General features: G+C 68.5%; 17 protein-coding genes and 1 tRNA gene. 16 read left to right on the forward strand and 2 right to left on the reverse strand.

Annotation, left to right across the window (positions count from 1 at the left end):
- Window positions 1–66: 66 nt before the first annotated feature.
- A complete protein-coding gene (locus VD964_RS26570) occupies window positions 67–1038 on the reverse strand; it encodes a complex I NDUFA9 subunit family protein (protein WP_324871473.1) in 972 nt (323 codons plus the stop codon).
- A gap of 291 nt (window positions 1039–1329) precedes the next feature.
- On the opposite strand from VD964_RS26570, the gene VD964_RS26575 reads away from it, so the two are divergent.
- From VD964_RS26575 to VD964_RS26620, 10 genes are all read left to right on the forward strand, one after another.
- Window positions 1330–1416: transfer RNA gene (locus VD964_RS26575), tRNA-Leu, on the forward strand.
- Window positions 1417–1537: 121 nt separating this feature from the next.
- Window positions 1538–2164 (forward strand): ribonuclease D, encoded by a 627-nt coding sequence (locus VD964_RS26580; protein WP_324871474.1) that lies wholly within the window; start codon window positions 1538–1540, stop codon window positions 2162–2164.
- A gap of 184 nt (window positions 2165–2348) precedes the next feature.
- A complete protein-coding gene (locus VD964_RS26585) occupies window positions 2349–3389 on the forward strand; it encodes a KpsF/GutQ family sugar-phosphate isomerase (RefSeq protein WP_414637276.1) in 1041 nt (346 codons plus the stop codon).
- A gap of 52 nt (window positions 3390–3441) precedes the next feature.
- A complete protein-coding gene (gene lptC / locus VD964_RS26590; RefSeq protein WP_324871476.1) occupies window positions 3442–4188 on the forward strand; it encodes an LPS export ABC transporter periplasmic protein LptC in 747 nt (248 codons plus the stop codon).
- Complete coding sequence (locus VD964_RS26595; protein WP_324871477.1) at window positions 4185–5057, forward strand: LptA/OstA family protein; 873 nt, start codon at window positions 4185–4187, stop codon at window positions 5055–5057. Before lptC ends, VD964_RS26595 begins: the two co-directional genes overlap by 4 nt.
- Window positions 5054–5845, forward strand: coding sequence for an LPS export ABC transporter ATP-binding protein (lptB, locus tag VD964_RS26600; protein ID WP_414637277.1), 792 nt, complete (start codon window positions 5054–5056; stop codon window positions 5843–5845). The genes VD964_RS26595 and lptB overlap by 4 nt, the downstream gene beginning before the upstream one ends.
- A gap of 33 nt (window positions 5846–5878) precedes the next feature.
- The gene (gene rpoN / locus VD964_RS26605) at window positions 5879–7495 is read left to right on the forward strand and encodes an RNA polymerase factor sigma-54 (protein WP_324871478.1); all 1617 of its coding nucleotides are present in this window, start codon (window positions 5879–5881) and stop codon (window positions 7493–7495) included.
- A gap of 137 nt (window positions 7496–7632) precedes the next feature.
- A complete protein-coding gene (hpf, locus tag VD964_RS26610; RefSeq protein WP_324871479.1) occupies window positions 7633–8223 on the forward strand; it encodes a ribosome hibernation-promoting factor, HPF/YfiA family in 591 nt (196 codons plus the stop codon).
- Between the two features lie 34 nt (window positions 8224–8257).
- Complete coding sequence (ptsN, locus tag VD964_RS26615) at window positions 8258–8716, forward strand: PTS IIA-like nitrogen regulatory protein PtsN (protein WP_014249030.1); 459 nt, start codon at window positions 8258–8260, stop codon at window positions 8714–8716.
- 228 nt (window positions 8717–8944) lie between these two features.
- Complete coding sequence (locus VD964_RS26620) at window positions 8945–9412, forward strand: Uma2 family endonuclease (RefSeq protein ID WP_324871480.1); 468 nt, start codon at window positions 8945–8947, stop codon at window positions 9410–9412.
- Window positions 9413–9568: 156 nt separating this feature from the next.
- On the opposite strand, the gene ubiG is transcribed toward VD964_RS26620, so the two are convergent.
- The gene (gene ubiG, locus VD964_RS26625; RefSeq protein ID WP_324871481.1) at window positions 9569–10363 is read right to left on the reverse strand and encodes a bifunctional 2-polyprenyl-6-hydroxyphenol methylase/3-demethylubiquinol 3-O-methyltransferase UbiG; all 795 of its coding nucleotides are present in this window, start codon (window positions 10361–10363) and stop codon (window positions 9569–9571) included.
- A gap of 169 nt (window positions 10364–10532) precedes the next feature.
- Here ubiG and VD964_RS26630 point away from each other — a divergent pair, with 169 nt between their 5' ends.
- The 6 genes from VD964_RS26630 to hemA all read left to right on the forward strand — a co-directional run bounded on the left by VD964_RS26630 (window position 10533) and on the right by hemA (window position 19445).
- Entirely contained in the window at window positions 10533–11768 is a 1236-nt protein-coding gene (locus tag VD964_RS26630) for an aspartate kinase (protein ID WP_149223863.1), read from the forward strand.
- Window positions 11769–11821: 53 nt separating this feature from the next.
- Window positions 11822–12940 (forward strand): NAD(P)H-dependent flavin oxidoreductase, encoded by a 1119-nt coding sequence (locus tag VD964_RS26635; protein WP_324871482.1) that lies wholly within the window; start codon window positions 11822–11824, stop codon window positions 12938–12940.
- A gap of 55 nt (window positions 12941–12995) precedes the next feature.
- On the forward strand, window positions 12996–15275 hold the full coding sequence (ptsP, locus tag VD964_RS26640; RefSeq protein WP_324871486.1) for a phosphoenolpyruvate--protein phosphotransferase: 2280 nt from the start codon (window positions 12996–12998) through the stop codon (window positions 15273–15275).
- A 176-nt stretch (window positions 15276–15451) separates the two neighbouring features.
- On the forward strand, window positions 15452–16705 hold the full coding sequence (locus VD964_RS26645; protein ID WP_324871483.1) for a helix-turn-helix domain-containing protein: 1254 nt from the start codon (window positions 15452–15454) through the stop codon (window positions 16703–16705).
- Between the two features lie 150 nt (window positions 16706–16855).
- Window positions 16856–18037 (forward strand): flavodoxin-dependent (E)-4-hydroxy-3-methylbut-2-enyl-diphosphate synthase, encoded by a 1182-nt coding sequence (gene ispG / locus VD964_RS26650; protein WP_324871484.1) that lies wholly within the window; start codon window positions 16856–16858, stop codon window positions 18035–18037.
- Window positions 18038–18074: 37 nt separating this feature from the next.
- Window positions 18075–19445 (forward strand): glutamyl-tRNA reductase, encoded by a 1371-nt coding sequence (hemA, locus tag VD964_RS26655; RefSeq protein ID WP_324871485.1) that lies wholly within the window; start codon window positions 18075–18077, stop codon window positions 19443–19445.
- Window positions 19446–19569 lie beyond the last annotated feature (124 nt).

Genomic DNA, 19569 nt, shown 5'->3' on the forward strand with positions numbered 1-19569 from the left:
GCCCCAATGCGAAAGCCCCGGCGCGGAGGCCGGGGCTTTCGGGAGTCACGGAACCGGCTCCGCCGCTCAGTGGGCGTTGCCGGTGAGGCTGTTGTACTTGCCGCCGACGATGAAGCGCGACAGGTAGGTCGGCAGGATCACCTCGCAGGTGGCGAGCTCGGTGATGCCCAGATCCTTGAAGCCGAGCGCGTCGGGGGAGACGACGTTGTCGCGCCGCAGCAAGGCAACCTGATCGCGGGTCAGCGCCGGGGCGAGGACCGGGATCTTCTCCAGGATGCCGGCCAGCGATTCGGCGATGTTCCAGGGGATGGTCACCAGCGGGCGGTGGCGCTGGATGTCCTTCTGCGTCAGCTCCAGCAATTCGCGGAAGCTGTAGACGCGCGGGCCGCCCAGTTCGTAGGTCTTGCCGCGGCTGGCGTCGTTCTCCAGCGCGGCGATGACGGCGTCGGCCAGATTGCCGACATAGACCGGCTGGAAGCGGGTCTTGCCGCCGCCGATCAGCGGCAGGGCGGGGGCCTTCTGCGCCATCGCGGCGAACTTGTTGAAGAAGTTGTCCTCCGGGCCGAAGACGATGCTGGGGCGCAGGATCGTCGCCGCCGGGAAGGCGGCCAGCACCGCCTGCTCGCCGGCCGCCTTGGAACGGGCGTAGGAGGAGGCGGAATTGGCGTCGGCGCCGATGGCGGAAACCTGGATCAGCCGGTTGACGCCGTTGGCGGCGGCCAGACGGGCGATGCGGGCCGCGGCATCGACATGCACGCCCTGGAAGCTCTGGCTCCCGCGCTCGTACAGCACGCCCAGAAGGTTGATGACGACGTCCGCGCCCTGAACGGCGCGGGCGACCGACTCGTCCTTGGTGCAGTCGGTGGCGAAGGGGACGATCTGGCCGACGGCGCCGGCCGTCTTCAGGAACGTGGCCTTGCCCGGATTGCGGGTGGCGATGCGGATTTGGGCGCCGGACTTGGCGAGGCGCCGGATCAGGTGGCGGCCGATGAAGCCCGAACCGCCGAACACCGTGATAACCTGAGTGCGATAGGACATCGACCGTCTCCCGTGTCGTTGCGCGCCGTAACCGGGGCTTTCACGCGGCGGCTGACCCGCCGTTGCCGCGCGCCCCCGCGCGTCGTCCGACTGTGTGTCGCCATGAGGACTGCTGGAACTGCGGGCATGCTTATAGCGAATGGACCGCCGCCAATCTAGGGACTGCATTGCCGCGCCGGCCGGCGGCGGGAGGAAAACCCGCGATGCGACAAAAAAATGAAGGGGTCGGAAAAAAGCTGTTGACGCCCCCCGGCCGGATCATTAAACAACCGCCCACACACCGAGCACCGAGCCCAGGTGGCGGAATTGGTAGACGCGCAGGTTTCAGGTACCTGTGGCAGAAATGTCGTGGAAGTTCGAGTCTTCTCCTGGGCACCATTTCTTTTCTACCCGGCTGCGCCGCATGCACAGCTCCTTCGATCGAGAGGGAGGCAGTGCAGAGCGGCGTTCGTCGTTTCTAGGGTCCGTGGCCGGGGGCCTGACCACCCGGGAAGCGACCATGCCCATCGACCTTCATGACGGCGACCTCCCCGACGGCCTCGACCTTGCCGCCGGCGCCCGCGACAACTGCGTTGCCATCGACACCGAGACGATGGGGCTGAACCCCCACCGCGACCGCCTCTGCCTCGTGCAGCTGTCGGCCGGCGACGGTGCCGTCCATCTGGTGCAGTTCCGTCCCGGCCAGTACGAGGCGCCGAACCTGAAGCGCCTGTTGACGGATCCCGGCGTGACCAAGCTGTTCCACTTCGCCCGCTTCGACGTGGCGGTGATGAAGGCCTATCTGGGCGTCGACTGCCGGCCGGTCTATTGCACCAAGGTGGCCTCCAAGCTGGTCCGCACCTTCACCGACCGCCATGGCCTGAAGGATCTGTGCAAGGACCTGCTGGGGGTGGAGATCTCCAAGCAGCAGCAGTCCTCCGACTGGGGCGCCGCCGAACTCACCACCGACCAGATGAAGTATGCGGCGTCGGACGTGCTGCACCTGCATGACCTGAAGGCGAAGCTGGACGTCATGCTGGCGCGCGAGGGGCGCACCCATCTGGCCCAGGCCTGCTTCGACTTCCTGCCGGCCCGCGGCGAGCTGGACCTCGGCGGCTGGGAAACCCCGGACATTTTGGCGCACTGAACGCGCGGTGACGCGAAAGTCCCCTCTCCCGGGGCGGGAGAGGGAGAGCGCCCCCTCCCCTGACCGGCCGTGGATTTGACCCGGGGTCCGCCGGTGGGCATACTGCATGACGCGCCTGCCGGGAGCCATCCGGGCGGGCGCGTGTTTGTGAACGGCCTGCCTATCGGGCCTTTGAATGGAAGGCATGACCGCCTTGACCAGCGTTATCACGTCCGGCCTGACCGCCGGCCTGTCCGGCGGCTCCGCCGCCTCGGCGGAGTCGAGCGCCGTGGAGAACCGCGACCTCGCCTGCGCCACCCGCGTCCTGCGGACGGAGGCCGATGCGCTGGTGGCGCTGGCGGACAGCCTCGACGGTGCGTTCCTGAAGGCGCTCGACCTGTTGCACGGCATCGAAGGGCGGGTGGTCGTCACCGGCATGGGCAAGTCGGGCCATGTCGCCCGCAAGATCGCCGCGACCATGGCCTCCACCGGCACGCCGGCCTTCTTCGTCCATCCGGGCGAGGCGAGCCACGGCGACCTCGGCATGATCGCGAAGAACGACGCGGTGGTGGCGCTGTCAAACTCGGGCGAGACGCACGAGCTGGCGGACATCATCGCCTTCACCCGCCGCTTCGGCATCCCGCTGATCGGCATGACCCGCCGGGCCGTCTCCTCGCTGGCCGAGCAGTCGGACGTGGCGCTGGTGGTTCCGCCGGAACCGGAGGCCTGCCCGCTGGGGCTGGCGCCGACCACCTCCACCACCATGATGCTGGCGCTGGGCGACGCGATCGCGGTGGCGCTGCTGGAGCGGCGCGGCTTCTCCGCCGCCGATTTCCGCGAGTTCCACCCCGGCGGCCAGCTGGGCCGCGCCCTGCTGAAGGTGACGGACATCATGCACAAGGGGGCTGATTTGCCCCTGTGCCGTCTTGACTCGCCGCTGTCCGACGTCATCTTCGAGATGACGGCCAAGCGGCTCGGCTGCGTCGGGGTGACCGACGAGGCGGGCGCGCTGGTCGGGATCATCACCGACGGCGACGTGCGCCGTCATCTGACGCCGGAGCTTCTGGCAGAGCGCGCCGACAGCATCATGTCGCCGCGGCCAAAGACCATCCGCCCGAAGGCGTTGATCGTCGAGGCGCTGCGAGAGATGAACGAGAAGAAGATCACCACCCTGTTCGTGATCGAGGACGACCGGCCGCTGGGCATCGTGCACATCCACGATTGCCTGCGCGCAGGTGCCGCCTGACCGCGTTCTTGTCCATTATGGAAGCCAAGCGCCGAGCCGGAGGGACAGAGAGTTGAGCCTGGACGACCTGCGCAGCCCCGAGCGCACCGGAACCGCCCCGCCTGCAGCATCGCCTGCGGGCGGGCAGGACCGCCGCGCGTCCGCTCCTGCCCATGGCCCGGCGGAGCCGCCGGCCGTGCTGCGCGCGCACCGGCGGCGCGACACGCGCCCGGTCAGCCGGTTCCACAGCCGTTTCGTCTCGGCCCTGAAGTTCGCGCTTCCGGCGGCGGCGCTGGCGATGATGGCGCTGCTGGCCGCCTGGCCGTCGCTGAACAGTCCGCCGACCCCGCGCATCTCCGCCGATGCCGGGCAGAGCGAGATGCTGAAGCCGCGCTACTTCAGCCTGGACGAACACAACCAGCCCTTCTCGCTGGTGGCGGCCAAGGCCGACAAGTCGACCGACCAGCCCGACATCGTCCTGCTGGACGACCCGCAGGCGGAGATGACCGAGAGCACCGGCACCTGGGTGACCATGCGGTCCGACAAGGGCTGGTACAATCAGGTCACCGGCATCCTGCTGATGCGCGGCAACGTCCATGTCCTGCGTGACGACGGCAACGAGTTCACCACCAGCGAGGCCGAGGCCGACATCCGCAAGGGCAACGCCTGGGGCGACCAGGCGGTGGCCGGCCAGGGTCCGCAGGGCGAGATCAACGCCAAGGGCTTCCGCATGACGGACCGCGGCAAGAATGTCGTCTTCCTCAACCAGTCGAAGGCCGAGGTCCAGGCCGCCGAACGCCCCGGGAGCAAGAAGCCGTGACGTCCAAACGGTCGCCATTCAGAACCGTTTTCTCCCTGTCGGCGGTCCCGGCCGCCGTGGCGCTGGCCGCCGGGCTGCTGCTCGCCGCTCCCGCCATGGCCCAGGGCCTGCCCGGCATGGGCGGCAAGCAGCCGGTCGAGATCAACGCCGACCAGGCGATCGAATGGCACCAGGACGTGCGCGCCTATGTGGCGCGCGGCAACGCCTCGGCCAAGCGCAACGACTCGACCGTCTTCGCCGATGTGCTGACCGCCTATTACCGCGAGGTGCCCGGCAAGGGGAACGAGGTGTTCCAGCTGGTGGCCGACGGCAATGTCCGCATCGTCAGTCCGACCCAGCAGGTGTTCGGCGACCATGGCGTCTATGACGTCGACAAGCAGGTCGCCGTCGTCACCGGCAAGGATCTGAAGCTGGTCACCACCAAGGACGTGATCACCGCCCGCGACAGCCTGGAATATTACGAGGCGCGCGAGCTGACGGTGGCGCGCGGCGACGCGGTGGCGGTGCGCGGCACCGACCGGCTGCGCGCCGACGTGCTGATCGGCCGGCTGAAGAAGCTGCCGGACGGCACCACCCAGATGGAGCGGATCGACGGGTCCGGGAGCGTCATCGTCACCACGCCCACCGATGTGGCGTTGTCCGACAAGCTGGTCTATTCGGTGGCCGACAATGTCGCGGTGCTGATCGGCAATGTCCGGATCACCCGCGGCGACAACCAGCTGAACGGCGAAGCCGCCGAGATGAACATGAACACCAAGATCAACCGCGTCATCGCCGGCCGCGATGCCGGCGGCCGGGTCAGCGGGCTGCTGATTCCCGCCGAGAAGGCTGGCGAGCAGCCCGGCGCCGCCGCAGGCAAGAAGCCGTGACCGTGTTGACCGCCAACGGGCCCGGCGCCGCACCCGCCGGAAGCATTTCCGCAGCCGCCGCCCCGACCGAGGGGTTGGTGGCCCAGCATCTCGGCAAATCCTTCAAGAAGCGGCCGGTGGTGCGCGACGTCTCGATCAGCGTCCAGCGTGGCGAGGCGGTGGGGCTGCTCGGCCCCAACGGCGCCGGCAAGACCACCTGCTTCTACATGATCACCGGCCTGATCGCCGCAGACTCCGGCACGATCACGTTGGACGGCCAGGACATCACCGCGCTGCCCATGTACCGCCGCGCCCGGCTCGGCATCGGCTATCTGCCGCAGGAAGCCTCGATCTTCCGCGGCATGACGGTGGAGAACAACATCCGCTCCGTGCTGGAGGTGGTGGAGAGCGACCGCGACGCGCGCGAGGCGATGCTGGACGAGCTGCTGGCCGAATTCTCGGTCACCCATCTGCGCCGCTCGCCTGCGCTGGCGCTGTCGGGCGGCGAGCGGCGGCGCGTGGAGATCGCCCGCGCGCTCGCCGGCCAGCCGCACTTCATCCTGCTGGACGAACCGCTGGCGGGCATCGACCCCATCGCGGTGAACGACATCCGCGAACTGGTCGGACATCTGCGCGACCGCGGCATCGGCGTGCTGATCACCGACCATAACGTGCGTGAAACGTTGGACCTCGTCGATCGGGCATACATTTTGCACGATGGTGTGGTACTAATGGAGGGACAACCGGACGAGATCGTGGCGCACGAGGGCGTGCGTCGGGTCTATCTCGGCGACCGGTTCAGTCTGTAGCCCTCCGTTTCCACTGGTCCCGGTTCCACAGCCATGGCGCTTGCTCAACGTCTCGACCTTCGACAAGCCCAGACACTGGTGATGACGCCGCAGCTGCAGCAGGCGATCAAGCTGCTGCAGCTGTCGAACATCGAACTGTCGGACTTTGTCGACCGCGAGATCGAGCAGAACCCGCTGCTGGAGCGCGACAGCGGCCCCGGCGACGGCGGCAGCGACCCTGTGGGCGACGGGGCCGGCGGCGACGCGCCGGGCGGGCTGGACGGTCCCGGCGGCATGGAGGCGAACGGCCTCAGCATCGACGGGCTGAACGGCCGCGACGACGGGCCGGGTCTGGCCCCGTCCGACGGGCGCACCCGCGACACGGTGGAGATGACGTCCTCCGACACGCTGGCCTCTTCATCCGAGGCGCCGCTCGACACCGATTTCGAGAATGTCTACGGCGACGACCGCTTTTCAGACGGGTCGGACGGCGGCAGCGAGGTCTACGGCTCCTACGGCGAGCGCGGAGGCCGCAGTGGCTTCGACGATGACGACAGCAACCTCGAAGCGACGCTGACCAGCGAAAAGAACCTGCGCGACCACCTGACCGAACAGCTGAAGATCGACCTGCCCGATCTGGGCGACCAGTTGATCGGGCTGGCCCTGATCGACATGCTGGACGAGTCCGGCTGGCTGGTCGGCTTCGACGCCCAGGCGCTGGCGGAGCAGCTGGGCTGCGGGGTGGACCGGGTGGAGCGGGTGCTGGCCGCCTGCCAGCGCTTCGACCCGCCCGGCATCTTCGCCCGCTCGCTGAAGGAATGCCTGGCGATCCAGCTGCGCGAGAAGAACCGGCTGGACCCGGCGATGGCGGCGCTGCTCGACAATCTGGAGCTTCTGGCCGCGCGCAACCTGCCGGCCATCATGAAGGTCTGCGGCGTCGATGCGGAGGATGTCGCCGACATGGTCGTCGACATCCGCAAGCTGAACCCGAAGCCGGCGCTGGCCTTCGACCATACCCCGGCCCAGCTGGTCACCCCCGACATCCTGATGCGCGCCAACCCCGGCGGCGGCTGGCTGATCGACCTGAACCCGGACACGCTGCCGCGGGTGCTGGTCAACCACCGCTATTTCGCCCGCATCTCCGACAGCGCCAAATCCAAGGCCGACAAGGAGTATCTCTCCGAGCGGTTCCAGTCGGCGAACTGGCTGGTCAAGTCGCTGCACCAGCGCGCCACCACCATCCTGAAGGTGGCGAGCGAGATCATCCGCCAGCAGGATGCCTTCTTCATCCATGGCGTCTCGCACCTGCGGCCGCTGATCCTGCGCGACATCGCCGAGGCGATCGGCATGCATGAGAGCACCGTCAGCCGCGTCACCACCAACAAGTTCATGGCGACCCCGCGTGGCGTCTTCGAGCTGAAATACTTCTTCACCTCCGCCATCCAGGGTGCGGATGGGCAAGCTTCCCATTCCGCGGAAGCGGTTCGGCACCGCATCAAGACGATGATCGATGCCGAGAAGCCGGACGACGTGCTGTCGGACGACAAACTGGTGGAGATTCTCCGTGCCGAAGGGATCGACATTGCGCGAAGGACGGTCGCGAAGTATCGTGAAGCGATGAAAATACCGTCATCGGTGCAGCGACGCCGTGCCAAGATGTCACGCATGTAGGCAGGTCGGGCGGGGGAGGGCTCGATTGACAGTCCGATAGCCCTTGCCTATCGTCCCGGCCCGCACGCGGTGGACCGCATCTCCACACGTCGTCTCTACACCGTCCCCAGCGGACCAATTTTTGGAAACGTTCCACCATGCAACTCACCGTCAAAGGCAAGCAGCTCGACGTGGGCGACGCTCTGCGCACCCATGTGGCCGATAGCCTGAGCGCCGTCGTCGGCAAGTACTTCGACAAGCCGATCGAAGCGACCGTGATCCTGACCAAGGACGCGCACCTCTACAAGGCCGACATCCAGGCCCATGTGGGTCGCGGCATCATGCTGCAGAGTGCCGGTGACGCCACCGAGCCGTATCCGGCCTTCGACATCGCCTGCGAGAAGCTGGCCAAGCGCCTGCGCCGCTACAAGCGCCGCCTGCGCGACCACCACGCGGCCGAGAACGGCGCCGCCCTGCCCGCGAACTACCGCGTGCTGGAGGCCGATGCCGACGAGCAGCATGACGAGGTCGAGACGGTTGCCGACGGCGCCCACCAGCCGATGGTCGTGGCGGAGATGGAGACGAGCATCGCCACCCTTTCGGTCAGCGAGGCGGTGATGCGCCTGGAGCTGGCGCAGGCCCCCGCCCTGATGTTCCACAACGGTGCGCATGGCCGCCTGAACATGGTCTATCGCCGCGCCGACGGGAACATCGGCTGGGTCGATCCGGCGGAGAAGGCCGGCGCCTGACGGCGCCGACCCGTCTCCCTGGTCTGGAAGCGTCATGCTCGACCTCATCTCTCCGCACGCCATCCTCCCGAACCTGAAGGCCAGCAACAAGAAGCAGGCCCTGCAGGAGATGGCGCGCAAAGCGTCCGAGCTGACCGGTCAGCACGAGCGGGCGATCTTCGACGTGCTTCTGGAGCGCGAAAGGCTGGGCACGACCGGCGTGGGCCATGGCATCGCCATCCCGCACGGCAAGCTGTCCAGCCTGGACCGCGTCCATGGCGTCTTCGCCCGCTTGGAGCGGCCCATCGATTTCGACGCGATCGATGAGCAGCCGGTCGATCTGATCTTCCTCCTCCTCGCCCCGGAACAGGCGGGAGCCGACCATCTGAAGGCCCTGGCCCGCGTCTCGCGCCTTCTGCGTGACCAGTCCATGTGCGAGAAGCTGCGCGGAGCCCAGTCCGGCGACGCGATGTACGCGCTTCTGACCCAGCACGAGCCGAGCCCGTCCAACTGACCGGCCGCCAGTGCGGGAACAGGATGCCGAAAGGGCCGCTGCACGGGCTGTGCGCGGCCCTTTTTCTTTTGGGGCGGATGCACCAAGTGGTGTGGGGCCGGACGGGCTGGTAGGATACCGGCAAGCCGACACGACCGACGGGGGCCAAGGCCATGGCGGGCATATCGCGCAAGCCGTGGATTACGCCGCAGGATTATCTCGCCGCCGAGCGGGTCGCAGAGGTCCGCCATGAGTATGTCGACGGTGAAATCTTCGCTATGGTCGGGGGCGAGCCGTCGGCATGCGACCATCGTCGGCAACCTGTTCGTCGCCCTGCGGCAGGCCGCCCGCGCCCGTGGATGTCAGGCCTACGCCAATGACGTGAAGGTTCGGGTCGAGGCGGCGAACGCCTTCTACTATCCCGACCTCGTCGCGACCTGCGCCGGTGACGACGATCCCTATGTGGTCACGGACCCGGTCCTTGTCGTGGAGGTTCTCTCCGACAGCACGGAAGCCATCGACCGCCGCGAGAAGCGGACCAACTACCAGAAGATCCCTTCGCTGCGCGAAATCGTCCTCGTCTCGCAGACCGAGCGTTTGGTCGAGGTGTACCGCCGCGACGGCAGCGGTTGGACCGTCGATGTGCTGCGCGACGGGCCGGTCATGCTCGCCTCGCTCGATCTGACCATTCCCCTGGAGGCGGTTTACGAAGATTGAAAGCTAGCCGCGTTTCATAAAGCCGCACTCTCCTCGGACGTCATCCCCGCGAAGGCGGGGATCCAGAGTTTCCAGTGCAAGGGCGGGCACAAGTCAGGATTCCCGCCTTCGCGGGAATGACGGTCGAAAGAGGTAATTTCGTTTCAATAACTTACCTCACCCCCGTTCCATCCAGCCCATGTAGTTCACGTCCAGGTCCCGCGGGTTCAGCCTGAACTCGTCGCTCAGCGGGTTGTACGTGATGCCGGTCAGGTCGCGTACGCTCAGCCCGTACGTGCGTACGGCGGCGTTCAGTTCGGAGGGGCGCAGGAACTGGCGCCAGTTGTGGGTGCCGCGCGGCAGCCAGCGCAGGATGTACTCCGCCCCGACGATGGCCAGCGCGAAGGATTTCGGCGTGCGGTTCAGCGTCGCCAGGAACAGGACGCCGCCCGGCGCCAGCAACTCGGACAGCGACTTCACGAACAGGTTCACGTCGGCGACATGCTCGATCACCTCCATCGCCAGCACCACGTCGAACTTTTCGCCGCTGGCGGCCAGGGCCTCGGCGGTGGTGGCGCGGTAGTCGACGGTCGTGCCGGTCTCGGCGGCATGGGTGGCGGCGGTCTTGATGTTGTTCTCCGACGCGTCGACCCCGACCACGGTGGCGCCCATCCGCGCGATCGGTTCGGCGAGAAGGCCGCCGCCGCAGCCGATGTCGACCACGCGCAGGCCTGCCAGCGGGTTGGGCACCAGCGGGTCGCGGCCCAAACGCTTGCAGACGCTGTCGCGGATGTAGGTCAGGCGCAGCGGGTTCAGACGGTGCAGCGGCTTGAACTTGCCGGTCGGGTCCCACCACTCGGCGGCGATGGCGGAGAAGCGGGCGACATCCTCCGGGTCCACGGTTCCACCGCCGATCCCACCGGCCGGGGCGGTTGCGGACGCATGCGGGAAGGCGGAGGAGGACGCGGTCATGGTGAAAATCCGTAAACAGGGTGGCGGGACGGGTGCGGGCAACTTGCCTCGCTTCCACTGACGGAGTATGGATACGCCGCCCCGCGCCGGCAACGGTGGAGCGGGGGTGCGCTCAGCCGACCCGCATGATCCAGATGTCATGATCGGGCGGCCAGACATGGTGTGAGGTATGGCGCGGATCGTCCTGAAGTTCGGAGGCACGTCGGTCGGCGACATCGACCGCATCAAGAACGTGGCCCGAAAGGTCGAGCAAGAGGTCAAGGCGGGGCATCAGGTCGCCGTCGTCGTGTCGGCGATGTCCGGCGTGACCAACCAGCTCGTCAAATACTGCAACGACATCGACAAGCTGCACGACGCGCGCGAATACGACGCGGTCGTCGCCAGCGGCGAACAGGTGACCTCCGGTCTCCTGGCCGTCGCCCTGCAGTCGCTCGGCATTCCCGCCCGCTCCTGGGCCGGCTGGCAGATTCCGATCCGCACCGACGACACGCACGGCAAGGCGCGCATCGTCTCCATCGACACCAGCGAGATGGAAAAGTCCCTGCAGACCGGCGAAGTCGCCGTGGTCGCGGGCTTCCAGGGCGTGTCGAACGAGGGCCGCATCACCACGCTGGGCCGCGGCGGCTCCGACACCTCGGCGGTGGCGCTGGCGGCGGCGGTGAAGGCTGACCGTTGCGACATCTACACCGACGTGGACGGTGTCTACACCACCGACCCGCGCATCGTCTCCAAGGCGCGCAAGCTCGACAAGATCACCTACGAGGAGATGCTCGAGCTGGCCTCGCAGGGGGCCAAGGTGCTTCAGACCCGCTCCGTCGAGATGGCGATGAACCACCGCGTGCGCGTGCAGGTGCTGTCCAGCTTCGAAGCGGCGGCGGGCAGCTCGCTTCCCGGAACCCTGGTTGTTGACGAGGACGAGATCGTGGAAAAGGAAGTTGTTAGCGGCATCGCCTACAGCCGCGACGAGGCGAAGATCACCCTGGTAGGCGTCGCCGACCAGCCGGGCGTCGCCGCCGCCATCTTCGGTCCGCTGACCGACAACGCCGTCAACGTCGACATGATCGTCCAGAACGTGTCGGAAGACGGCAAGTCCACCGACATGACCTTCACCGTCGGCAAGGCCGATCTGGCCCGCGGCGTGAAGGTGCTGGAGGACGCGCAGTCCACCCTGAACTACAAGCGCATCGTTTCCGATGCCAACGTGGTCAAGGTGTCGGTCATCGGCGTCGGCATGCGCAGCCATGCCGGCGTCGCCCAGCGCATGTTCAAGGCGCTGGCCGACAAGGGCATCAACATCCAGGTCATCTCGACCTCCGAGATCAAGATTTCGGTCCTGATCGCCGAGGAGTATGCGGAGCTGGCGCTGCGCGCCCTGCACACCGCCTACGGCCTGGACGCCGCCTGAGCAAAGGTGGCGACCCTGGTGACGGGGACCGCAACAGCAGGAGAGGGCCGGCCATGACCGACGCCACATCGCACGCGGCGGAAGCATCGGCCCAATCCCGCCTCTACCGGTCGCGTCTCGACCGGTTGTGGAAACGGGGCCGGGAGTTCCTCGGCACCCGCACCGCCGTGATGGGCGGTGCCATGAGTTGGGTGTCCGAACGGCACCTCGTCTCCGCCATCTCCAATGCCGGCGGCTTCGGCGTGCTGGCCTGCGGCTCCATGGCTCCCGACCAGCTGGCGGTGGAGATCGCCGGCACCCGGGCGCTGACCGACAAGCCGTTCGGCGTCAACGTCATCAACATGCACCCGGCGCTGGACCAGCTGATCGACGTCTGCCGCGAGCAGGGCGTCGGGCATGTGGTCATAGCCGGCGGGCTGCCGTCCGGTGCCACGTTGCGCCGGATCAAGGACGGCGGGGCCAAGGCGATGGCCTTCGCGCCCACGCTGACCGCCGGCCGGCGGCTGGTGAAGCATGGCGCCGACGCGCTGGTGATCGAGGGGACCGAGGCCGGCGGGCACATCGGCCCGGTTTCCACCACCGTGCTGGCCCAGGAAATCCTGCCCGACCTGCACGAGGTGCCGGTGTTCGTCGCCGGCGGCATCGGCCGGGGCGAGGCCATCCTCTCCTATCTGGAGTTGGGAGCGGCCGGCGTGCAGGTCGGCACCCGCTTCGTCTGCGCCACCGAATGCGTGGCCCATCCCAATTTCAAGCAGGCTTTCATCCGCGCATCCGCCCGCGACGCTCAGCCGTCGGTGCAGATCGACCCGCGCTTCCCCGTCATCCCGGTGCGTGCGCTGGCGAACGATGCCTCCAAGCGTTTCATGGAGTTCCAGCGCGACGTCATCGCCAGGGTCGATTCCGGCGTCATGAGCCGCGATGAAGGCATGCTGGAGATCGAGCATTTCTGGGCCGGTGCGCTGCGCCGCGCGGTCGTCGAGGGCGATGTCGAGAACGGCTCCCTGATGGCCGGGCAGAGCGTCGGTCTGGTCACCCGCGAACAACCGGTGGCCGACATCCTTGCCGAATTGATCGCCCAGGCCGAATCGGCGCTGGCACGGCGGGCGAGTGATGAGGCATCGTTGGGAGAAGTGGCGGGAGTGATGGCGGAGCCGCCCGTGGGAGCGCTGTAGCGACATGACGGACACCCTCGACACGGCAGCCGGCGATGGTGGTATGGGCGGCGGTATGGGAGGGGGCATGCATTCCCGCTTCGACGGCACCTCGTCGCGCCGGCTGCTCGCCCGGCTGCGCGACATCATGGCCGGGTCGGGGTCGGGTCAGGACCGGCTGGACAAGATCGTCACGCTGATCGCGGCCGAGATGAAGGCCGACGTCTGTTCCTGCTACATCATGCGGGCCGGCGAGGTGCTGGAGCTGTTCTCCACCGAGGGCCTGAACAAGACCGCCGTCCACAACACCCGCCTGCGGGTGGGCGAGGGCATCGTCGGCTACATCGCCGGCCATGCCCGCCCGGTGGCGCTGGACAACGCGCCCTCCCATCCCAGCTTCGCCTACCGCCCCGAGACGGGGGAGGATCCGTTCCAGTCGCTGGCCGGCGTGCCGATCCTGCGCGGCAGCAAGGTGCGCGGCGTGCTGGTGATCCAGCACAAGGACCGCCGCCGCTATGTCGAGGAGGAGGTGGAAACCCTCCAGACCATCGCCATGGTCGTCGCCGAACTGGTGGCCCAGAGCGAGCTGGTCAACCCGGTGGAGGTGACCACCACCGGCGATCCCGTGCTGCTGCCCGCCCGCCTGTCCGGCACGGCGATGAGCGCCGGGCTGGCCATGGGCCTCGCCGTCATCCACCGGCCGCAGCTGACCGTCCGCCAGATGGTGGCGGAAGACGCCGACGCCGAGCTGGAGCGCTTCAACACCGCGTTGCAGACCATGCACAGCGCCATCGACGACCTGCTGGAAGCGGCGTCGCTGGCGGGCTTGAGCGAACCGCGCGACATCCTGGAGACCTACCGGATGTTCGCCGAGGACCGCGGCTGGCTGTCGCGCATCCGCGAGGCGATCCGTGTCGGCCTGACCGCCGAGGCTGCGGTGCAGCAGGTGCAGAACGACACCCGCGCCCGCATGAGCCACCTGACCGATCCCTATATCCGGGAACGGTTGATGGATTTCGAGGATCTGACCAACAGGTTGCTGCAACATCTGGCCGGCAAGACCAGCGGCACCGACGGGGCCACCCTGCCCGACGACATGATTCTGGTCGCCCGCTCCATGGGGCCGGCGGAGCTGCTGGACTATGACCGCACCCGCCTGCGCGGCCTGCTGCTGGAGGAAGGGTCGCCCGCCAGCCATGTCTGCATCGTCGCCCGCGCTCTCAACATCCCCGTGGTGCAGGCGCCCGACGCGCTGAACCGGATCGAGCCGCTGGACCAGCTGATCGTCGACGGCGACCATGGGCAGGTCTTCATCCGCCCGGCCGAAGACATCCAGATGGCCTTCGCCGAGGCCGTGGCGTTGCAGCACCGCAAGGAGCAGATGTATGCGGAGATCCGCAACCTGCCCTCCGTCACGCGGGACGGCGTGCCGATCTCCATCCAGCTGAACTGCGGCCTGCTGATCGACCTGCCCCACCTGACCGCCAGCGGTGCCGAGGGGGTCGGGCTCTACCGCACCGAAATCCCCTTCATGGTCCGCGCCTCATATCCCGACGTGAAGGCGCAGACCGACCTCTATTCCCGCATCCTGGACGAGGTCGGCGACAAGCCGATCGTCTTCCGCACGCTGGACGTCGGCGGCGACAAGATGCTGCCCTACATGACCGGCGGCGAGGAGGAGAACCCGGCGCTGGGCTGGCGCGCGGTGCGCATCGGGCTGGACCACCCGTCGCTGCTGCGCCAGCAGTTGCGCGCGCTGCTGCTGGCTGCCGCCGGCCGGCCGCTGTCGGTGATGTTCCCGATGATCGCAGAGGTCGCGGAGTTCGACGGCGTCCGCCGCCTGCTGGATCTGGAGCTGAAGCGGCTGGCCGCCCAAGGCATCGACCCGCCGAGCGGTTTGCGCGTCGGCACGATGATCGAGGTTCCGTCGCTGTTGTGGCAACTTCCCGCGCTGTTGCCGCGGCTGGATTTCCTGTCGGTCGGCTCCAACGACTTGACCCAATATCTGTTCGCCGCCGACCGCGGCAACCCGCGCACCTCCACCCGCTACGACCCGCTGTCGCCGTCGATGCTGTGCGTGCTGCGGCGGCTGGTGGACGAATGCGCCAGGCACAAGGTGTCGCTGAGCATCTGCGGCGAGATGGCCGGCCGGCCTCTGGACGCCATGGCGCTGATCGGCGTCGGTTTCCGCACCCTGTCGATGTCGCCGCCGTCGGTGGGCCCGGTGAAGACCATGCTGCGCTCGATGGATGTCGGTGCGCTGCGGCAGTACATGAGCGGGCTCTACACCGGGGCCGACCACAGCCTGCGCGACAAGCTGAAGACCTTCGCCAAGGATCACGGGGTTCTGATCTGAGGGGGCAACTTCGGCCCCCGCCCACTTGTCACGACCCGCAGCCCCCGACCCGCGGTCATTGCGGTTGCGCCGCGGGGGCGGCATGTCGTACCCATTCCGCTTGTTGCATCCGCACGGATGCCCCGGTTGCGCATGACTTTCGGCGTGCGCGCTAGTTGCGAGCAGATGGCGAGCCCATGGCCAAGCGCAAGGTTTTCGACGATTTCGACCCGGCTCCGCCCGGCCCCTCCGTCTCCGAGACCCTGCGCTCCACGCGCATGGCGCACGGCTATGACCTGCGCGATGTCGCGGCGATGCTGCGCATCCGCTATCCGTACCTGCTGGCCATCGAGGAAGGGCGGTTCGACGAACTGCCGGGCAGCACCTACGCCATCGGCTTCCTGCGGTCCTACGCCGAGTGCCTGGGGCTGGACCCCGACACCGTCGTCACCCGCTACAAGGACGAGGCGGCCGGCACCGTCCGCCGGCAGGAACTGTACCTGCCGACCCCGGCGGCCGAAGGAGGGCGCGCCTCGGGCGGCACGCTGCTGCTGGGCACGCTGGTTCTGGCCGGCATCGTCTATGGCGGCTGGTATTATCTGTCGGCGACCGACCGGACGGTGACCGATCTGGTGCCGACCCTGCCGGACCGGCTGGTCTCTCTGCTGGACGGCGTGCCGTCCAAGCCCGCGACCCCGGCGCCCGAGCAGGCCGGCACCGCGGCGCAACCGGGAGCGGAGCCGTCGGTTCCCGCGCCGGTGATCGCCGCCGCCCCGCCGCCTGCCGCGGCTCCGGCTCCGGCGACTCCTGCCCCTGCTCCGGGTGCCGCCGCTCCGGGTGCAGCGGCGAAGCCGCCGCAGGGGACCGCCCCCGCCGCTCCGGCGCCGGCCGCCTCGACGGTTGCCGGCAAGCCGCCGACCGTCGCGGCCGTTCCGCCCGCGGTTCTGCCGCCGGCGCAGTCGCCGCTGCCGTCCGCAAACGCGCCGTCCACGAATCAGGCTGCCGGGCAGGGCGCCGGAGGACAAGCCCCGGGACAAGGGGTCGTCAACGTTCCGGCCCCGCCGCCGGAGGATGACGAAGAGGCATCGCCCCAGGACCCGACCCCGCTGAATGCCGCAGCCAATCCGCCCGCCGCGCCGGCCGCCCCGACGGCGACGGTGCCGGCCAACGGCAAGGTCTATGGCACGCTGAACACCAACGCCAAGCTGGTCCTGAAGGCCACCCAGGAAAGCTGGCTGCAGGTGCGCGACGGCAGCGAGATCGTCTTCACCCGCGTGCTGAAGCCGGGCGACACCTTCCGCGTTCCCGACAAGCCCAACGTGAAGATCCGCACCGGCAATGCCGGCGGTCTGGTGGTGATGGCCGATGGCGGCGAAAGCCCGCCGCTGGGCTCCGTCGGGCAGGTTCTGCGCGACGTCGCCATCGACAACCATGGGGTGGTGCGGCGTTGATCCGTCGCCATCCCGCATGGCCCACTTAATTGCATGGCTTGAATACCCGATCTTGAATCCGGGGCGCCGGACCGCACTTCTGGCCTGACGCCGGCTGCGCTAGGATGCGGCTCCCGGCCACCGCTTTCGCTGTCCAGAGGCTGACCTGAGATGACCGTGCGCGCCTACCGCCAGATCCTTCGCCGCAAATCGCGCCAGATTCGCGTCGGCAACGTGTTGGTCGGCGGCGACGCGCCGATCTCGGTCCAGACCATGACCAACACGCCGACCACCGACGTGAAGGCGACGGTGGAGCAGATACAGGCTGCCGAGCGGGTGGGGGCGGACATCGTCCGCGTCTCCTGCCCCGACCGCGACTCGGCGCTGGCGCTGAAGGACATCGTGCGCCAGGTGAAGGTGCCGATCGTCGCCGACATCCATTTCCACTACAAGCGCGCCATCGAGGCGGCGGAGAGCGGCGCGGCCTGCCTGCGCATCAACCCCGGCAACATCGGCTCGGCCGAGCGGGTGCGCGAGGTGGTGAAGGCGGCCAAGGATCATGGCTGTTCGATGCGCATCGGCGTCAATGCCGGCTCGCTGGAACAGGATTTGCTGGAAAAGTACGGCGAGCCCTGCCCCGAGGCGATGGTCGAAAGCGCGCTGAACCACGCCAAGATCCTGGAAGACAACGATTTCCGCGAGTTCAAGATCTCGGTGAAGGCGTCCGATGCCTTCCTGGCCGTCGCCGCCTATCAGGGGCTGGCGGAGGCCTGCGACTATCCGCTGCACATCGGCATCACCGAGGCGGGCGGCCTGCGCGCCGGCACGGTGAAGTCGTCGATCGGGCTCGGCATGCTGCTGTGGTCGGGCATCGGCGACACGCTGCGCGTCTCGCTCTCGGCCGACCCGGCGGAAGAAGTGCTGGTCGGTTACGACATCCTGAAGTCGCTGGGCCTGCGCCGCCGCGGCGTCACCGTGATCTCCTGCCCCAGCTGCGCGCGGCAGAACTTCAACGTCATCAAGACGGTGGAACTGCTGGAACAGAAGCTGGCCCACATCACCACGCCGCTGACCCTGTCGGTGATCGGCTGCGTCGTGAACGGACCGGGCGAGGCACGGGAGACCGACATCGGCCTGACCGGCGGCGGCAACAACACCCATCAGGTGTATCTGTCCGGCGTCACCGACCACCGGCTGAAGGACCAGGACATCGTCCAGCATCTGGTCGGTCTGGTCGAGAGGAAGGCGGCGGAGATCGAAGCGGCGAAGGCCGCATCGGAAGCAGCGGCGGAAGCCGCCGAAGCGGAAACCACCCGAGAAACCACCCGAGACGTGGCTCCCGCCGCGGAGTAAGCTGCCCCCGATTTAAGCAGGGACAGCGACCCGCGGCGTGACCACCACCTCCTACCTCGTCATCGGCGCCAGCCACCGGACCTGTTCCGGCGCGGTCCGCGACCGCCTGTCCACCGACGAAGCGGAAGTGGCGGGCATGCTGGACCGGCTGCGCGCCGCAGGCGTGGGGCAGGCGCTGTGGCTCAGCACCTGCGACCGGGTGGAGGTGCAGGCGGTCCACGAGCGCCCGAACGAGGCGGCGCTGGCGATCGCCGAGGCGATGGCCGACCGCGTCGGCCTACCCACCGCCGATCTTGCGCCGCAGCTCTACACACGCACCGGCATCGACGCGGTGCGCCACCTGTTCGCGGTGGCCTGCTCGCTCGACAGCCAGATCGTCGGCGAACCGCATATCCTGGGCCAGTTGAAGGCCGCCCACCGCAGCGCCGCGTCGGCCGGGATGACCGGGCCGGAGCTGGAGGCGGCGCTGCAGGCCGCCTATGCCGCCGCCAAGCGGGTGCGCAGCGAGACGCCGATCGCGGAGGGCGCCACCTCGCTGGCCGCCGCCGCCATCCAGGTGGCGCGCGACCTGCACGGCGACATCCGGCGCTGTGGCGCCCTGCTGCTGGGGCTGGGCGACATGGGCGCCCTGGTGCTGGAGGGGCTGCGCGAGGCCGGGCTGCCGCGGCTGACGGTCGCAGCGCCGGTGGACCGGCGGGCGGAAGCGGCGGCGCGGCGGCTGGACGGGCATTTCGCCCCCTGGGCCGATCTGGAGACGGCGATGACCGGCGCCGATATCCTGGTGGCCGCGGCCGGCCTGGGACGCTATATCCTCACCGCCCCGATGATGGAGGCGGTGCTGAAGCGCCGCCGCCGCCGTCCGGTCTTCGTGGTCGATGCCGCCATCCCGGCCGACGTCGATCCGGCGGTGGCGGGCATGGACGGCGCCTTCGTCTACGATCTGGCCGATCTGGAGCGGGTGGCGCTGCAGGGCCGCGTCGGGCGCGAGGCGGCGACCCAGGCGGCCTGGATGATCGTGGACGAGGCGGTGGCCGCCTTCGCCCGCGACCGTGCGGAACGCGCCGCGGTGCCTGCCGTGGCGGCGCTCCGCACCCATTTCGAGGCGGAGCGGCGGCGCCTGCTGGCCGGGCACGGCGATCTGGACGCGGCGTCGGCAACGCGGCTGCTGGTCAACCGGCTGCTGCACGCCCCGTCGGAAGCGCTGCGGGCACTGGCCGCCGACGGCAGCGGCGAGGGGCTGGCCGAACGGGCCACGGCCGAGCGGTTGATGTTCCGGCTGTTCGGACTGGACAGGTTCGGGCAGGACGGGATGGCCGGCGAAGTGACCGGTGACAGGGCTTCTGACGGGGCCGAAGAGACTGAACGGGATAAGGACGAGCGACGTGAGCCTGGACGAGAAGTTCGATAAGGTGATGGCCCGGTACGACGAGCTGCGCGACACGCTTGCGGCCGGCCTTGCCGAGTCCGGCGACTTCGCCCGGCTGTCCAAGGAATATGCCGACCTCACCCCGATCGCCGAGGCCATCGCGGAG

Source organism: Azospirillum sp., from assembly GCF_035628975.1.
In the GTDB taxonomy this organism is placed as follows: domain Bacteria; phylum Pseudomonadota; class Alphaproteobacteria; order Azospirillales; family Azospirillaceae; genus Azospirillum.